The sequence below is a fragment of the Ramlibacter sp. MMS24-I3-19 genome (assembly GCF_050320135.1).
Taxonomy (GTDB): domain Bacteria; phylum Pseudomonadota; class Gammaproteobacteria; order Burkholderiales; family Burkholderiaceae_C; genus Ramlibacter.
The window spans coordinates 2,486,735-2,502,813 of record NZ_CP190017.1 but is presented as its reverse complement, the minus strand read 5'-3'; the positions used below and the strand labels follow the sequence as shown (position 1 = coordinate 2,502,813).

The window sequence follows — 16,079 nt, the reverse complement described above, 5'->3', positions numbered from 1 at the left end:
GCCGATTGTGTCAGCCGCGCGGATGGTGCTGCGCGTGCAGCTGCTTGAGCCGCTCGCGGGCCACGTGCGTGTAGATGGTGGTCGTCGAGATGTCGGCATGTCCCAGCAGCATCTGCACCGCGCGCAGGTCGGCCCCGTGGTTGAGAAGGTGGGTGGCGAAAGCGTGGCGCAGCGTGTGAGGCGACAGCGGCGCGGTGATGCCGGCGGTACGCGCATGCTTCTTCACGATCACCCAGAACATCGCGCGCGTCATGCCCTGCCCGCGCGCGGTGACGAACAGGTCCTCGGTCTGCTGGCCGCCCAGGATCTCGCCGCGCGCGTCGGCCAGGTAGCGCGTGATCCAGTCGCGCGCCACCAGCCCGAACGGCACCAGCCGTTCCTTGCCGCCCTTGCCCATCACGCGCACCACGTTGTCGACCAGGCTCAGGTGCAGCACCTTCAGCGTGACCAGCTCGCTCACGCGCAGGCCGCTGGCGTACATCAGCTCCAGCATCGTGCGGTCGCGCAGGCCCAGCGGGGTGTCGACATCGGGCGCGGCGAGCAGCGCCTCGACCTGGGCTTCGCTCAATGTCTTGGGCACGCGCAGCGGCTGCCGCGCGGACTGCAGCTTGAGCGTGGGATCGGCGCTGATGCGGCGCTCGCGCAGGGCCCAGCGGAAGAAGCGCTTGAACACCGTGAGCCGCCGGTTGGCGGTGGTGGCCTTGGTCTCGCGGTGCTTGTGCGCGAAGTAGGCGTGCAGGTCGGCTTCGGTGGTGGACTCCAGGTCGGTGCCGCGGACGCGCAGCCAGGTGCCGTACAGCGTGAGGTCGCGCCGATAGGCCGCCAGCGTGTTGGCGGACAGGCCCTCTTCGAGCCAGAGCGCGTCGATGAAATCGTCGACGCAAGCGAACAAGCCGCCCACGGGCGGCTTGTTGCTGGCAGCGGAAGTCCGCACCGTGGTCCTCAATCCAGTTTCAGCTTGGATTGCTCCACGACCTTCCTGTAGACGGCGTACTCGTCCTTGATCTGCTGCGCGAACTGCTCCGGCGTGTTGCCGACGATGATCGAGCCGGTGTCCTCGATGCGCTTGCGCACCGCGGGCTCCTGCAGCGCCTTCAACACGCCCTGGTGGATCTTGTCCACGATGTCCTTGGGCAGGCCCTTGGGACCGTAGATGCCGTAATAGGCCAGCCGGTTCACCGGCTCCAGTCCGACTTCCTTGAACGTCGGCACGTTGGGCAGGTCCTTCAGGCGCTGCGGGGCGGCGACGACGATGGGCACGAGGCGCCCTTCCTTGATGAAGGGCAGCGCCGACGGCAGGTTGTCGAAGATCATCGGCACCTGGCCCGCCACCGTGTCGTTCAGCGCCGGGCCGGCGCCGCGGTACGGGATGTGCGTGACGAACGTGCCCGACAGGCTCTTGTACAACTCCATCTGCAGGTGGCCGATGCCGCCGGTGCCCGACGAGGAGTACGAGTACTTGCCCGGGTTCTTCTTCAGCTCGGCCACGAAGGACTTGTAGTCCTTGGCCGGGAAGCCCGGATGCACGGCGATCACGTTGGGCGTGGCCGCGATGTTGATGATGGGCGTGAAGTCGGTGACCGGGTTGTACGGGATCTTCGGGTTGATCGCGGGGTTGGCCGCGGTCGTCGACACCGTGGCCACGCCCAGCTCGTAGCCGTCGGGCGTGGCACGCGCGGTCTGGGTGGCGCCGATGACGCCGCCGCCGCCGGCCTTGTTCTCCACCACCACGGGCTGGCCCAGTGCCTTGCCCAGCGGATCGGCGATCACGCGGGCAATGATGTCGGTGGTGCCGCCCGGTGCGAACGGGACGACCAGCCGGATCGGCTTGTTCGGATAGCCCTGGGCCAGCGCGGGCCCGGCGGCCACGGCCAACGTGGCAGCGGCAAGGGCGATCCAGTCACGGCGATGCATGCGTACTCCTTGTGTGCGGAAAACGGGACCCGGGGATCGTACCCGCGTGCACGTGGGCCTGCGATCGTGGAACCCACATCAGGGACAACCATTAACCCGAACCGGCCTGGCCCGAACCGCCCAGCTATGCTCGCCGGGTGGAGTTCGCCCGCCTGCTGTTCCCCGACTTCTCGCTGATCGTGGTCGGCTTCCTCCTGTGCCGCTACACGCCACTGGATCGCAGCGTCTGGGAACCGGTGGAGCGCCTCGTGTACCACGTGCTGTTTCCGGTCCTGCTGTTCCAGTCGATCGTGCGCACGCCGATCAACCTGGGCGAGGCCTCGGGCCTGATCGGCGCGGGCCTGGCGCTCGGGCTCTCGGGCATCGCCCTCGCACTGCTGCCGCCCCACCTGCCCGTGATCGGCCGGCACATCGTGCGCGAGGACCATGCGGCCGCGGCGCAGGTCGCCTTCCGGTTCAATTCCTTCGTGGCGTTCGCGCTCTCCGAACGGCTTGCGGGCGCCACCGGGCTGCAACTGATCGCCGTCCTGATCGGCGTGTGCGTGCCGCTGTTCAACGTGGCCGCCGTGTGGCCGATGGCGCGGCATGCGCAGAGCGGCTTCCTGCGCGCGCTGCTGCGCAATCCGCTGATCGTCGCAACCGCGCTGGCGCTGGCCTGCAATTTCGCCGGCCTGCACATTCCGCCGCTGCTGGATCCGGTCGTGTCGCGCATCGGCGGCGCCTCGCTGCCATTGGGCCTGATGGCCGCCGGCGCCGGCATGCAGTTGCGCAGCCTGGCGCGCTCGCAGGGCCTATCGGCCTGGCTGCTGGCCGTGCGGCACGTCGCCCTGCCCTGCGTGGCATGGGCGCTGGTGCGGCTGTTCCACCTGGATGCCACGCAGGCGCTGGTGCTGCTGGCGTTCTCCGCCCTGCCGACGGCGTCCAGCGCCTATGTGCTGGCGTCGCGCATGGGCTACAACGGCGGGTACGTGGCCGGTCTGGTCACGCTGTCGACGATCCTGGGCCCCGTGAGCCTGACCCTGGCACTGGGCGTGCTGCGGCACGCCGCCTGAACGCCGTCAGGGCTTGCGCCGCTGGCGCACGCTGGCGAAGGGATCGAGTTCGGCGGCCTGGCTGGGCGTGCCGCCCTTGACCCGCACCGAGTCGAAGGCCGACAGCGGGCCGAGGCGGCTGTCCAGCTCCATCTGCGAGTGCTCCCACTGGTCCCACGCCGATTCGTCATCCAGCTCCTGGGCTTGGGGAACGGCGGGCCGCTCGAACGGGGCGGGGCCGGTGCGGCGCACGGTCCGGCGCTCCGCCGCGGCCTTGGCGAGGGCCGGTGCCGGTGCTGGCTTGCGTTGGAAGATCTTGAACATACTGCGTCTCGGACCGTGGGCACGAACCGCCCGGAAGCGGGTTGTGGTGCCGATTGCAGCGGCACAAGTGGCGGCAGTCAATGGCGGAAACGCGCGGGAGACCGAAGTCGAGGCGCCGTCCTACAGTCGAGCTTGACCGGCGGCGCTGGGCGCGCCCCCGCCCGCAGCCAGCGCCCAGGCCACGTGCTCGCGCACCAGCGCGCTCGGGTGTTGCGCCAGTGCCTGCAGGCCGGCCCGCAGCCCGGCATCGTCCTGCACCCGCAGCGCATTGCCCGCCGCCACCGCCACGTTGCGCAGCCAGCGCTCGTGGCCGATGCGGCGGATCGGGCTGCCCTCGGTGCGGCGCAGGAACTCCTCCTCGCTCCACGCGAGCAGCTGCGCGAGCGGCATGTCGCTGAACCCGGGCCGGGCATCGAAGTCGGGCAGCGGGCTGCGCTGCGCGAACTTGTTCCAGGGGCACGCCAGCTGGCAGTCGTCGCAGCCGTAGATGCGGTTGCCGATCTTGGGTCGCAGCTCCTCGGGGATCGCGCCCGCGTGCTCGATCGTGAGGTACGAGATGCAGCGGCGCGCGTCCAGCCGCTGCGGCCCGACGATGGCGCCGGTGGGGCAGATGTCGATGCACGCGGTGCAACTGCCGCAGTGCGCCGTCTCGGGCTCGGTGGCCGGCAGTTCGAGATCGACGTAGATCTCGCCCAGGAAGAACATCGACCCGGCCTCGCGGCTCAGGGTCAGGGTGTGCTTGCCGCGCCAGCCCTGGCCGCTGCGCGTGGCCAGTTCGACCTCCAGCACCGGCGCCGAATCGGTGAACGCGCGATGCCCGAACGGGCCGAGGTCCTGCGCGATGCGGTCGGCCAGCTTCTGCAGCCGCTGGCGCAGCACCTTGTGGTAGTCGCGGCCGCGGGCATAGAGCGACACGATGCCCTCGGTCGGCCGCTGCAGGCGCTCGAACTCGATGGCCTGCCAGCCGTCCGGGGTGGCCGCCGGCAAATAGTCCATCCGGGCCGTGATCACCGACAGCGTGCCCGGGACAAGATCGGCGGGACGCGCGCGCTTGAGGCCGTGGGCTTCCATGTAGGCCATCTCGCCGTGCCAACCGTTGGACAGCCACTGCAGCAATCCAGGTTCGGCGTCGGACAGGTCGACGCCGGCCACGCCGATTTGGGAGAATCCGAGCTCACGGCCCCATCGCACGATGGCTGCCACCAGCGAAGGACCGTCGATCTGAGCGCCACGCCGAATCACCCGCCGATTGTAGGAACCGCCCCAATGCCGGGCAGCGGCGGGGCCACTGCCCACTGGACCACCGAGCAGGACACCGAAGCCTTCGCGCGCCGGCTGGCCGCGCACCCGCAGGTCGCCGACGCTTTCATTGCGCTGCATGGCGACCTGGGCGCGGGCAAGACCACCTTCGTCCGCCACCTGCTGCGCGCGCTCGGCGTGCAGGGCCGCATCAAGAGCCCGACCTATGCGGTGGTCGAACCGCACCAGACCGCGTCGGGCGCGGCCTGGCACTTCGACTTCTACCGCTTCGACGATCCGCGCGAGTGGGAGGACGCGGGCTTTCGCGACGTCTTCGACAGCCCGGGACTGAAGCTGGCCGAATGGCCCGAGAAGGCCGCGGGCCTGCTGCCGGTCGCGGACCTCGACCTCCACATCGCGCTGCAGGACGACGGCGGGCGGGCCGTGCGCATGCAGCCGAACACCGCGCGCGGCCAGGAGCTGCTGCGGTGACGGTGCGCCGCCGCGACCTGTTGCAAGGCGGCACGCTGGTGCTGCTGCTGGGCACGGCCCAGATCGCCCGCGGCGCCACCATCGTCGCCGTGCGCCTGTGGCCGGCCGAGGACTACACCCGCGTCACCATCGAATCGGACGGCAAGCTTGCCTCGCGGCAGGTGGTGGTGCCCAACCCGCCGCGGCTGGCGGTGGACATCGACGGCATCGACCTCAATCCCGCGCTGCGCGAACTCGTGGCCAAGGTGCAGGCCGACGACCCGTACATCGCCGGCATCCGCGTCGGCCAGAACGCGCCCGGCGTGGTGCGGCTGGTCATCGACCTGAAGCAGCAGGCCCTGCCGCAGGTGTTCACGCTGCCGCCGATCGCGGCCTACCAGCACCGGCTGGTGATCGATTTCCACCCGGTGCATCCGGCCGATCCGCTGGAGGCGCTGATCGCCGAACGGCTGAAGGACGCCACCAACGCACCGCCATCCGCACCGTCGATCGGGGATCCGCTGGGCGACCTCATCGCGCGCCAGCAGGCGCCGCGTTCACGCGACGCCGACAAGCCGCCAGCCGCGGTAGCGCCGCCTGCCAATGCCATCGCCCGCACCGACCGCCTGATCATCATCGCGCTCGATCCTGGTCACGGCGGCGAGGATCCGGGCGCCACCGGTCCCAGCGGCACGCGCGAGAAGGACGTCGTGCTGCAGGTGGCCCACAGGCTGCGCGAGCGCATCAACGCCACGACGGTCAACGGCAATCCGATGCGCGCCTTCCTCACGCGCGACGCCGACTTCTTCGTGCCGCTGCACGTGCGCGTGCAGAAGGCGCGCCGCGTGCAGGCCGACCTGTTCGTGAGCATCCACGCCGATGCGTTCACCACGCCCAGCGCGCGCGGCGCCAGCGTGTTCGCGCTGAGCCAGGGAGGCGCTTCCAGCGCCGCGGCGCGGTGGATGGCGGCCAAGGAAAACAACGCCGACCTGATCGGTGGCGTGAACGTCAAGGCCACGGACGTCCACGTGGCCCAGGCGTTGCTGGACATGAGCACCGCGGCCCAGATCAAGGACAGCCTGAAGCTCGGCGGCGCGCTGCTGGGCGAGATCGGCCGCGTGGGCCAGTTGCACAAGGGCGCCGTCGAACAGGCGGGCTTCGCCGTGCTCAAGGCCCCTGACATTCCCAGCGTGCTGGTGGAAACCGCGTTCATCAGCAACCCCGACGAGGAAGCCAAGCTGCGCAGCGACGGCTACCAGGACAACCTGGCCGACGCCCTCATGCGCGGCATCGTGCGGTATTTCTCGGCCAATCCACCGCTGGCCCGCAGCCGCAGCGTCTGAGGCCGCGCCGGCACGCGCGCTGTCACGCCACGGCGGGGGGTGCCGACAGGCGCTTCCTGACGGCTCCTACAGGGTCCCGCCGGGCTGTTTTCTACAGTGAAACGCACAGGCAGGCCGCGCCTTCTGCGGTCGCACATCCAAAGGTGAACGGTATGAAATCGAAGCTCCTTGCGGCCCTCGCTGCCGCGACTCTGATCGGCCTGACCGGCTGCGGTTCCATGGACCGCCAGACCGCCGGCACCATCGGCGGCGCCGCGGTCGGCGGCGTGGTGGGCAATGCGGTGGGCGGCGGCACGCTGGGCACGCTGGGTGGCGCGGCCGCGGGCGGCTACCTGGGCCACGAAGCCACGAAGAAGTGACAGTGCGCAGGCCGCGGCAGCGGCCCTGCGATGTCAGATCGGGTAGATCAGCGAGTTGAGCACCATCTCGCTGTCGTACACGCAGCGGCGGCTGGCGAATTTCAGGCCGCCGTCGGTGCGCACGATCTCGTCGATGTAGCGGCCCACGTTGTAGACCTCGCTCGCATCGCCCGGCCGGGTGCGGAAGACCGCATAGTGCGCCTGGGCCCGAACCAGGCCCCCTCCGTCCCCGTCCTGCACAGGCAGCACCCGTGCCGGGCCCACGACGTGCCGCGTGTAGTACGGCGCGTGGTAGATGGTGTGGGTGACGCCATACACCCGGTCCTTCATCATCCCGCGGCTCTCCAGCGCGATCAGCGCCAGCGGTAGGCCGCGGTCGAAGTTCTCGCGCGCCTGCACGGTGTAGCTGGCGCCCTCCGTGAAGAAGAGAGGCCAGTCGTCAAAGCGTCGCTCGTCGAGGGCGGCCGCGTAGTCGGCGTTGAGACGGTCGATCTCGAGCTGCAGGAGCAGGGCTTCGACAGGCTCAGCCCGAATGGATGCCCGCTCGCTCATACGCCCATCACCTTGCGCCAGTAGGCGTACATCGAACGGATCAGCGTCTCGGTCACCATGTGCTCGGTGCCGCCGGTGCCCGTGCCGCCCAGCTCGCACAGGGTGCTGCCGTCCTCGCCCCACTGCGCGAAGCCCTGCTGGCTGAGCTCGATCACCTCGCCATCGTCGGCGGACACGAACCCCGCCGGCCCGAACAGGTTGGCCTGGCGCAGGCGGCGTCGCGTCATCTCCGGCGTGTCGTCGGCAAAGCCGAAATGGGTCCAGACGAAATCGAACTCGCCTTCGCCGCGCGGCACGATATGCCGCGTGGACAGCGAGTTGACCTGCTGCTGGATGATCAGGCTCGGGAACAGCGTGATCATGGTGACGGTGGGCATGATCTCCGCCCCGGGATTCGTCGGATCCGCCACCTTCCACCACGGTTCGGGCACCACGTCCAGCAGGCGCGTGTCGTTCAGCGCCATGTTGGCCTTGAACGAGGTCACGCCCTCGGTTACCACCTTGTTCTCGCCACCGTCGTTGCGGCGCGAGATCATCACCGCGTGACGGCCGTGGCTGTCCATCACCATGCGGCTCTTCTGGTCGGCGCGCCACAAGCCGAAGGTGACGAACCAGGTGTGGAGCAGGCCTGGGTGGTACGGGTCCTTGATGTTCTCCATCATCAGCTTCCAGTTGCCCGGGATGCGCTGGCGGTTGTAGCCGAGCAGGGTCAACTGGCGCTTCGAGAAGATGCGGTCCAGCCAGGGCAGGATCTCGGGACCGAGGTACTCGCGCAACGGCTCGGCGTCGTCGCTGAAGGTGGCGAACACCAGGCCGTGCAGCACCTCGACGCGCAGCCGCGTGAGGCCGTTGGACTTCAGGTCGAAGTCCGCCGGCATGCCGCCATTGACGCAGTCGCCATCCTTGACGCCGTCCTTGAACGGCAGCCCCGCCAGCTCGCCATTGAGCCTGTAGGTCCACTGGTGGTACGGGCAGACGAAGCTGCGCGCATTGCCCTGCGGCTGCTGGCAGAACCGCACGCCGCGGTGCGCACAGCGGTTCTCGACCACACGGATGCCGGTGTCCGTGCCGCGGTCCTTCGGCGCCACGCGATCGCGCACCAGGATCACCTGGCGCTCGCCCACCCAGCTGAGCCTGAAGTCGCCCACGTTGGGCACTTCGACCTCCAGGCCGACGTAGCACCAGTGCCGGCCGTAGAACACCTTCTCCAGCTCGCGCTGGTACAGCTGCGCGTCGGTGTAGGCCCAGAAGGGAATGCGGCTCGAGCCGGTGCCGGACCAGCGCGAAAGTGTCTCCGGAGCGTTCATGGCGGTCGCCTCCTGCGAGCGATGATAAGTGAGCGTATGAACCGGCCAGGGCCTTGGGAGGATGGGCAGAACCGGCGAGCCGCTGTACATTCAGTGACAAGCCCACGCAGTCCCCGGAGCCGCATGTCCTCCCCCAAGCAACCGCCGAAACCGCCGCCGTCCGGGAAGCGGCTCGACGATCCGTACGTGTACGGCGACACCATTCCCACGGCGGACGCGCAGGAGAAAGACACCGCCTCTGCCTGGGCGCTGTTCAACGAGCTGACCCGGAAGCAGGAAAACCGTTTCGCCCCCACCACGGCGGGCAGCGGCCACGTGCCGCTGCGCGAGCCGGCAGCGACACCGGCCCCCGGCTACGAAGCCACGGCCCCAGCGGCGATGCAGCACGGTGCTGCCGCAGGCAGGGAACCCCCGCTCGGCATCGACGAACTGATGACCGAGGCGCGCCGCAACAACCGTGTGTGCCCCAGGCTGGACGACTGGCAGAAGCTCTATGCGCTGCTGCCCGGCAAGCAGGAAGTCGAGGGCCGCATGCAGCCGCCGCCGCCGATCTCGCCCCAGGCCTGGCGCGTGACGTCGGCGATGGTCAAGCGGCTGTGCCTGCGCGACCACCTGGAATGGGCCGTGTCACACGATGCCGTGCTGCCCGTGCTCATGTTCCTGCGCAAGCTCCCCGAAGAGAACTGGCTGCACATGGAGTGAGGCTCAGGGGACCGGCGTGAGCTTGGCGACAGCGAGCGCCAGCCACTTCACGCCGTGCCGCGGGAACTTCACCTGGGCGCGCGCATCGTCGCCCTGCCCTTCGATCGACAGCACCGTGCCTTCGCCGAACTTGGTGTGGAACACCTGCAGCCCGGCGCGCAATCCGTGGGAGGGCGCGGCCTTCTGCACGGGGACCGGCGGGCTGGCGAAACGGTCCGGATTCCAGTCGCGCTGCGAAGCCGGCGATCGCGTGCTCGCATAGCCGGTGCCGAAGCCGAACGCCGAACCGCCGAAGTTCTGGTTCTTCGGCGTCAGCCACTTCAGCGCGGCCTCGGGCAACTCGTCGAAGAACCGGCTCTTCACGTTGTAGCGGGTCTGGCCGTGCAGCAGTCGCGTCTGCGAGTAGCTCAGGTACAGCCGCTTGCGGGCACGCGTGATCGCCACGTACATCAGCCGGCGTTCCTCCTCCAGCCCTTCGTAGTCGGACATGGACCGCTCGCTCGGGAACAGGCCCTCTTCCAGGCCGGAGACGAACACGCAGTCGAACTCCAGGCCCTTGGCCGAGTGCACCGTCATCAGTTGCACGGCGTCCTGGCCGGCCTGGGCCTGGTTGTCGCCCGATTCCAGCGCGGCATGGGTGAGGAACGCGGCCAGCGGTGAGAGCGTCTCCCCGGTCTCGGCGTCGGGTGCCACGTAATCGGGCGCCGGCTCGTTCAGCAGCGGTGCGTTGGGGTCCAAGCCCTGGCTCACCGGGCTCTGCTGCAGTTCGTCGACCGGCAATGCCACCGCATCCCGGCCGAAGCCTTCCTGCATCACGAAGCTCTCGGCGGCGCTGGCCAGTTCCTCCAGGTTCTCGATGCGCTCGGCACCTTCTCGCTCGGCCTTGTAGTGCTCGATGAGTCCCGAGTGCTGCAGCACCAGCTCGATGATCTCGCGCAGGCTCAGGTTCTGCGTCTGCTCGCGCAGCACGTCGATCTTGGCAACGAACGCGCCGAGGTTGGCCCCGGCCTTGCCGGTGGTGGCGCTCACCGCGTCGTGCAGGGAACAACCCGCGGCGCGCGCGGCGTCCTGCAGCTGCTCGATGCTCCGCGCGCCGATGCCACGCGGCGGGAAATTCACCACCCGCAGGAAGCTGGTGTCGTCGTTCGGGTTCTCCAGCAGTCGCAGGTAGGCCAGGGCGTTCTTGATCTCGGCCCGCTCGAAGAACCGCAGGCCGCCGTACACGCGGTATGGCACGCCGGCGTTGAACAACGCCGTCTCGATCACCCGGCTCTGCGCGTTGCTGCGATAGAGCACCGCGATCTCCTTGCGGGGCAGGCCGGGTTCAGTGCCATTGTCACGAACGAGGTGCCGCATCTCCTCGACCAGCCACTGCGCCTCGGCCAGGTCGGTGGGCGCCTCGTACACACGCACCGGCTCTCCGGGATCCTGGTCGGTGCGCAGGTTCTTGCCCAGCCGGCCCTTGTTGTGGCTGATCAGCGCGTTGGCCGAGTCGAGGATGTTGCTGTAGCTGCGGTAGTTCTGCTCCAGCTTGATCTGGTGCGCGACGTGGAACTCGCGCACGAAATCGGCCATGTTGCCCACGCGCGCGCCGCGAAACGCATAGATGCTCTGGTCGTCGTCGCCCACCGCGAAGATCGCGTTGTTGCCCGACGTGCCGTCGGGGCTCACGGTGAAGATCTTCAGCCACGCGTACTGCAGCTTGTTGGTGTCCTGGAATTCGTCGACCAGGATGTGCCGGAAGCGCCGCTGGTAGTGCTGGCGGATCGGGTCGTTGTCGCGCAGCAGCTCGTAGCTGCGCAGCATCAGCTCGCCGAAGTCGACCACGCCTTCGCGCTGGCACTGCTCCTCGTACAGCTGGTACAGCTCGACCTTCTTGCGGTCCTCCTCGGTGCGCGCCGGGACGTCGCCGGGACGCAGCCCGTCCTCCTTGCAGCCGGCGATGAACCACTGCGTCTCCTTGGCCGGGAAGCGCTCCTCGTCGACGTTGAACTGCTTCATCAGCCGCTTGATGGCCGACAGCTGGTCCTGCGTGTCCAGGATCTGGAAGCTCTGCGGCAGGTTGGCCAGCTTCCAGTGCGCGCGCAGGAACCGGTTGCACAGGCCATGGAAGGTGCCGATCCACATGCCGCGCACGTTGACGGGCAGCATCGCGCCCAGCCGCGTCATCATTTCCTTCGCGGCCTTGTTGGTGAACGTGACGGCCATCACGCCGCCGGGCGAGACCTGGCCGGTGGACAGCAGCCAGGCAATGCGCGTGGTGAGCACGCGCGTCTTGCCGGAACCCGCGCCGGCCAGGATCAGCGCGTGCTCGGCCGGCAGGGTGACCGCGGCGCGCTGCTCCTCATTCAGGTTCTGCAACAGCGGCGCGGCATCGACTTCTGGGAACATACGACATTGTAGAAAGCCACCCCCGCACCGATGCGCCGCGCTGCCCTGCTCGTTCCCGCGTTCGCGATGGTCGCGCTCGCTGGCTCGGCCGTGCGCGCGCAGTCGTCGTGCTCCAGCGACCGGCAGTTGTCGCCATCGGTGTTGGTCGAACGCTTCATCAACGCCGACTGCGACACCTGCTGGGCCGACGCATCCACGATGCGCACCGGCCGCCGCGAGCTGCCGCTGGACTGGATCGTGCCCGGCGCGCGCGGCGACGACGCGCCGCTGGCCATGGCTGCGAATGGCGACGCGCTGGATCGCCTGCAGGCCCTCGGCCGCGGCCGGCCCTTGCCCACCGACGCCGTGCGCGGTGCGCGCCAGCCGGCCGCGGGCAGCCTGCGCGTGGCGCACGGCCTGCCGTTCAACGGCTACATCGGCACCTCGATCGAGATGCGCGCGGCCGAGGGCGGCCCGTGGACTGCATGGCTCGCGCTGGTGGAGACGCTGCCCGCCGGCACCGAAGGCTCGCCGGTGGAGCGCAACCTCGTGCGCAACCTGCTGCAGCTGCCCTGGCCCGCAGGCGCCAGGCGGCACTTCGAGGCGCGGCCGATGGCGATTCCCGAAGGCACGCACCCGGACCGCCTGCGCGTGGTGGGCTGGATCGAGGATTCTCGTGGAGCGATCAGGGCCATCTCGGCCTCGCGCTGCGGGCCCGCCACGGCGGAACGGTAGAATCAGTCACCGGGCCCAAGCATTTGGGACCCGGTTTTTTGTGCCTCCTGCAGGTACGGCCGGAGTCCCAGTCCAAGCGCTCACTCGTTCTTCAACGACTTTCTCTCCCGAGAGGCTTGGCATGGAAATCTTCGATTACGACAAAGTGTTGCTGCTGCCGCGCAAGTGCCGCGTGGACAGCCGCTCCGAATGCGACACCAGCATCGAGCTGGGCGGCCGCACCTTCCGCATCCCCGTGGTGCCCGCGAACATGAAGACGGTGGTCGACGAGCGCATCTGCCTGTGGCTGGCGCAGAACGGCTACTTCTACGTGATGCACCGCTTCGACCTGGACAACGTGGCCTTCGTGCGCGAGATGCACGCCAAGGGCGCGTATGCGTCGATCTCGCTGGGCGTCAAGAAGCCCGACTACGCCACCGTGGACGAACTGGCCCGCGCGGCCCAGTTCCCGGAGTACGTGACCATCGACATCGCGCACGGCCATGCCGACAGCGTGAAGAACATGATCGCGTACCTGAAGGCCAAGCTGCCCGGCACCTTCGTCATCGCCGGCAACGTGGGCACGCCCGAGGCGATCATCGACCTGGAGAACTGGGGCGCCGACGCCACCAAGGTCGGCATCGGCCCGGGCAAGGTGTGCATCACCCGCATGAAGACCGGCTTCGGGACCGGCGGCTGGCAGCTGTCGGCGCTGAAGTGGTGCGCCCGCGTCGCCACCAAGCCGATCATCGCGGACGGCGGCATCCGCGAGCACGGCGACATCGCCAAGAGCATCCGCTTCGGCGCGACCATGGTGATGGTCGGCTCGATGCTGGCCGGCCACGAGGAGTCGCCCGGGCAGACGGTGGAAGTGGATGGCCGCCTGTACAAGGAGTACTACGGCAGCGCGTCCGACTTCAACAAGGGCGAGTACAAGCACGTGGAAGGCAAGCGCATCCTGGAGCCGGTGAAGGGCCAGCTGTCGGCCACGCTGCGCGAGATGCAGGAAGACATCCAGAGCTCGATCAGCTATGCCGGCGGCAAGCGGCTGATGGACATCCGGAAGGTGAACTACGTGATCCTGGGAGGGGATAATGCGGGGGAACACCTGCTGATGTAGAGCAGCAGCCATGTCGTCCCCGCGGAGGCGGGGACCCCAAGGCTCCCATCTCTCGTGCCTCGATGGAAGCCCTGGATTCCCGCCTTCGCGGGAATGACAGGCCAACGTCTCGCCCGGCCTAGCGCCAGCTCAACTCCAGCGCCATCGACTGCAGCGGGTGCCCCGGCTGCACCAGCGCTTCCAGCACGTTGAAGTGGTTCAGGCCCGGCAGGGCCTCGCACACCTCCACGCACTCGCTGCCCCACGCATCCCGGATCAGCGTGTTCTGTCGCAGGAACTCCGGGCTCTCGTCCGCGCCCGCCACGGTGTAGAGCGTGGCGGCCTGCGGCGGCGGCAGGAACGCAGGACTGGCGCGCAGGGCGTCGGCCTCGGTCAGCCGCAGCGACTCGCGCAGCATCGGCGTGTGGCGCACCGGCTCCAGGTCATACAGCCCCGAGATCGACAGCGCCTTGCCCACCACGTCGCTGGGCAGTTCCGGATCGGCGCGCTGCCAGTCGCAGCACAGCATCATCGCGGCGAGGTGGCCGCCGGCCGAATGGCCGATGACCGTGATCTGCCGCGGGTCGCCGCCATACGTGGGCGCGTTCTTCCACGTCCACGCCAGCGCCCGCACCATCTGCAGCGTGATCTCGGGAATCGTCACCGCGGGGCAGAGGTCGTAGTTGGGGATCACCACGCAGGCGCCCGCCTCCTGGAACGTGGGCGCGATGAACGAGTGGTCCGACTTGTCCAGCGAGCGCCAGTAGCCACCGTGGATGAACACCACGGTCTGCGCCCGCGCGCGCTGCGCCGGGAACACGTCCAGCGTCTGCAGCTTCGACGGGCCATAGGGCACGTCCAGCACGCACTCGTTCTCCGCCCTCGCCCGCTCCGAGTCGCGCCGCCAGCGCGCGAAGTGCTCTTCGTGCTCGGGCACCAGGGCGCGGTTGTTGTACATGCGGTCGAGCCAGGCGCCGTCGTTCAGGTCCATCGTCATTCCACCTTTCCAGTGTTGGTATTCTGTATACAGAGTTCCATCATCCGCCCAGAATGCGCGCCATGCCGCCGCCGAAGCTGGTCCGCCTGGAGTCCACCCCCGACCTGGTCGAGCAGGTCTACCGCCGGTTGCTCGACGCCATCAGCGAGGGCGCGCTCGCGCCCGGGCAGCGCATCACGCAGGAAGATATCGCGGATCAGCTGGCCGTGTCGCGCCAGCCCGTGCTCCAGGCGCTTCGGTTGCTGAAGAAGGACGGCTTCGTGCAGGACGCGCCGGGCCGCGGGGTCCTGGTCGCGCCGCTGGACACCGACGCGACGCTCAAGGTCTACCAGGTGCGCGGCGCCCTCGACGCACTGGCTGCCCGCCTGGCCGCGACCCACAAATTCCGCATCGACCCCGCGATCCTGTCGCATGGCCGCAAGGCCGCGCGCGGCCGCGACGTGCGCGCCATGATCGACGCCGATCTCGCCTTCCATGACGCCATCTACGAGGCCTCCGGCAATCCGCTCATCGTGGAGACGGCGCACCAGCACTGGCGCCACCTGCGGCGCGTCATGGGCGCGGTGCTGCAGCAATCGCGCCAGCGTGATGCGGTCTGGGACGAACACGAAGCGATCGCCCGTGCCATTGCCGCCGGCGACGGCGACAAGGCCGCCCGCCTCATGGACGCCCACGGCCACAAGGCCGCCGACAACCTGGCACGCCAGCTCGATGGCGTGCTCACTGCCAGCCTCCACCCCTGACCCAAGGAGACAAGCGATGCACCTGACGCCCCAGCAACGCGAGCAGTTCGACCGCGACGGCTACCTGTTCTTCCCCGGCCTGTTCTCGCCGGAGGAAACACGCACGTTGACCGATGCCGTGCCCGAGCTGTACAGCCGCAGGGATGCGTACAACGTGCGCGAGAAAGGCAGCGATGCGGTGCGCACGAATTTCGCGGCGCACCTGGTGAGCGAGCCCTTCGCGCGCCTCGCGCGGCATCCGCGCATGGTGGAACCGGTGATGGATCTCTTCGACGAGGAGGTCTACATGCACCAGTTCAAGATCAACGGGAAGATGGCGTTCGAGGGGGACGTCTGGCAATGGCACCAGGACTACGGCACCTGGCTCAACGACGACCAGATGCCCACCGAGCGCGCGATGAACGTGGCGATCTTCCTGGACGACGTCAACGAGTACAACGGCCCACTGATGTTCATTCCGGGCAGCCACAGGAAGGGCGTGGTGGACGCAAGGCACGACCTCACCACGACGAGCTATCCGCTCTGGACCGTCGACAACGAGCTGATCGCGCAACTGGTGGCGCGCGCCGGCGGCAAGGACGGCGGCATCGTGAGCCCGAAGGGCCCGGCCGGCTCCATGATCCTGTTCCACAGCTGCCTGGTGCACGCGTCCACCAGCAACCTGTCGCCCTGGAACCGCGTGAGCGTCTACCTCAGCCTGTGCGCGGTGTCGAACCACATCCGCCGCTTCAAGCGCCCCGAGTACATCGCACACCGCGACTTCACGCCGATCGCCACCCTGCCCGACGACTGCCTGCGCAGGCCCTACCCGGTCGACGTGCCGTGGAAGGACGGCATGCCCGCCAGCGCGTTGCAGACCAGCAGCGTTCCGTTCGCGGACATGAAGCGCGCCGCCTGATCTCGAACGGAGTCGA

17 protein-coding genes are annotated in these 16,079 nt (G+C 68.8%); 9 read left to right on the top strand and 8 right to left on the bottom strand.

The window, feature by feature from the left end; all coding sequences use genetic code 11:
• Positions 1-10: 10 nt before the first annotated feature.
• The gene (xerD, locus tag ACPWT1_RS12550; protein WP_427911516.1) at positions 11-934 is read right to left on the bottom strand and encodes a site-specific tyrosine recombinase XerD; all 924 of its coding nucleotides are present in this window, start codon (positions 932-934) and stop codon (positions 11-13) included.
• An 8-nt stretch (positions 935-942) separates the two neighbouring features.
• Positions 943-1,914: a tripartite tricarboxylate transporter substrate binding protein BugE gene (locus tag ACPWT1_RS12545; RefSeq protein WP_427911515.1), complete on the bottom strand. Its 972-nt coding sequence runs from the start codon at positions 1,912-1,914 to the stop codon at positions 943-945.
• Positions 1,915-2,051: 137 nt separating this feature from the next.
• On the opposite strand from ACPWT1_RS12545, the gene ACPWT1_RS12540 reads away from it, so the two are divergent.
• Positions 2,052-2,966 (top strand): AEC family transporter, encoded by a 915-nt coding sequence (locus tag ACPWT1_RS12540; protein ID WP_427911514.1) that lies wholly within the window; start codon positions 2,052-2,054, stop codon positions 2,964-2,966.
• 6 nt (positions 2,967-2,972) lie between these two features.
• On the opposite strand, the gene ACPWT1_RS12535 is transcribed toward ACPWT1_RS12540, so the two are convergent.
• Together ACPWT1_RS12535 and queG are read right to left on the bottom strand one after the other, a co-directional pair.
• Positions 2,973-3,269 carry a hypothetical protein gene (locus ACPWT1_RS12535; protein ID WP_427911513.1) on the bottom strand — a complete coding sequence of 99 codons (297 nt, stop codon included), beginning with the start codon at positions 3,267-3,269 and terminating at the stop codon, positions 2,973-2,975.
• Between the two features lie 120 nt (positions 3,270-3,389).
• Positions 3,390-4,463 carry a tRNA epoxyqueuosine(34) reductase QueG gene (gene queG, locus ACPWT1_RS12530; protein ID WP_427915551.1) on the bottom strand — a complete coding sequence of 358 codons (1,074 nt, stop codon included), beginning with the start codon at positions 4,461-4,463 and terminating at the stop codon, positions 3,390-3,392.
• Between the two features lie 27 nt (positions 4,464-4,490).
• Between queG and tsaE the strand changes: the two genes are divergently transcribed.
• The 3 genes from tsaE to ACPWT1_RS12515 all read left to right on the top strand — a co-directional run bounded on the left by tsaE (position 4,491) and on the right by ACPWT1_RS12515 (position 6,681).
• Positions 4,491-5,000, top strand: coding sequence for a tRNA (adenosine(37)-N6)-threonylcarbamoyltransferase complex ATPase subunit type 1 TsaE (tsaE, locus tag ACPWT1_RS12525; protein WP_427915550.1), 510 nt, complete (start codon positions 4,491-4,493; stop codon positions 4,998-5,000).
• The gene (locus tag ACPWT1_RS12520; protein WP_427911512.1) at positions 4,997-6,322 is read left to right on the top strand and encodes an N-acetylmuramoyl-L-alanine amidase; all 1,326 of its coding nucleotides are present in this window, start codon (positions 4,997-4,999) and stop codon (positions 6,320-6,322) included. The genes tsaE and ACPWT1_RS12520 overlap by 4 nt, the downstream gene beginning before the upstream one ends.
• 152 nt (positions 6,323-6,474) lie before the next feature.
• A complete protein-coding gene (locus ACPWT1_RS12515; protein ID WP_427911511.1) occupies positions 6,475-6,681 on the top strand; it encodes a glycine zipper 2TM domain-containing protein in 207 nt (68 codons plus the stop codon).
• Between the two features lie 33 nt (positions 6,682-6,714).
• Here ACPWT1_RS12515 and ACPWT1_RS12510 read toward each other — a convergent pair whose 3' ends face one another.
• On the bottom strand, positions 6,715-7,233 hold the full coding sequence (locus tag ACPWT1_RS12510) for an aromatic-ring-hydroxylating dioxygenase subunit beta (protein ID WP_427911510.1): 519 nt from the start codon (positions 7,231-7,233) through the stop codon (positions 6,715-6,717).
• Entirely contained in the window at positions 7,230-8,540 is a 1,311-nt protein-coding gene (locus ACPWT1_RS12505; RefSeq protein ID WP_427911509.1) for an aromatic ring-hydroxylating dioxygenase subunit alpha, read from the bottom strand. Before ACPWT1_RS12505 ends, ACPWT1_RS12510 begins: the two co-directional genes overlap by 4 nt.
• A 123-nt stretch (positions 8,541-8,663) precedes the next feature.
• Here ACPWT1_RS12505 and ACPWT1_RS12500 point away from each other — a divergent pair, with 123 nt between their 5' ends.
• The gene (locus ACPWT1_RS12500; RefSeq protein ID WP_427911508.1) at positions 8,664-9,242 is read left to right on the top strand and encodes a hypothetical protein; all 579 of its coding nucleotides are present in this window, start codon (positions 8,664-8,666) and stop codon (positions 9,240-9,242) included.
• Between the two features lie 3 nt (positions 9,243-9,245).
• On the opposite strand, the gene ACPWT1_RS12495 is transcribed toward ACPWT1_RS12500, so the two are convergent.
• Entirely contained in the window at positions 9,246-11,633 is a 2,388-nt protein-coding gene (locus ACPWT1_RS12495; protein WP_427911507.1) for a UvrD-helicase domain-containing protein, read from the bottom strand.
• Between the two features lie 30 nt (positions 11,634-11,663).
• Here ACPWT1_RS12495 and ACPWT1_RS12490 point away from each other — a divergent pair, with 30 nt between their 5' ends.
• Together ACPWT1_RS12490 and ACPWT1_RS12485 are read left to right on the top strand one after the other, a co-directional pair.
• Positions 11,664-12,347: a hypothetical protein gene (locus ACPWT1_RS12490; RefSeq protein WP_427911506.1), complete on the top strand. Its 684-nt coding sequence runs from the start codon at positions 11,664-11,666 to the stop codon at positions 12,345-12,347.
• 121 nt (positions 12,348-12,468) lie between these two features.
• Positions 12,469-13,446, top strand: coding sequence for a GMP reductase (locus ACPWT1_RS12485; RefSeq protein WP_427911505.1), 978 nt, complete (start codon positions 12,469-12,471; stop codon positions 13,444-13,446).
• 118 nt (positions 13,447-13,564) lie between these two features.
• On the opposite strand, the gene ACPWT1_RS12480 is transcribed toward ACPWT1_RS12485, so the two are convergent.
• Positions 13,565-14,416, bottom strand: coding sequence for an alpha/beta hydrolase (locus tag ACPWT1_RS12480; RefSeq protein WP_427911504.1), 852 nt, complete (start codon positions 14,414-14,416; stop codon positions 13,565-13,567).
• Between the two features lie 68 nt (positions 14,417-14,484).
• Between ACPWT1_RS12480 and ACPWT1_RS12475 the strand changes: the two genes are divergently transcribed.
• Positions 14,485-15,165: a GntR family transcriptional regulator gene (locus tag ACPWT1_RS12475; RefSeq protein ID WP_427911503.1), complete on the top strand. Its 681-nt coding sequence runs from the start codon at positions 14,485-14,487 to the stop codon at positions 15,163-15,165.
• Positions 15,166-15,181: 16 nt separating this feature from the next.
• Positions 15,182-16,063, top strand: a complete 882-nt coding sequence (locus ACPWT1_RS12470; protein WP_427911502.1) for a phytanoyl-CoA dioxygenase family protein — start codon at positions 15,182-15,184, stop codon at positions 16,061-16,063.
• Positions 16,064-16,079 lie beyond the last annotated feature (16 nt).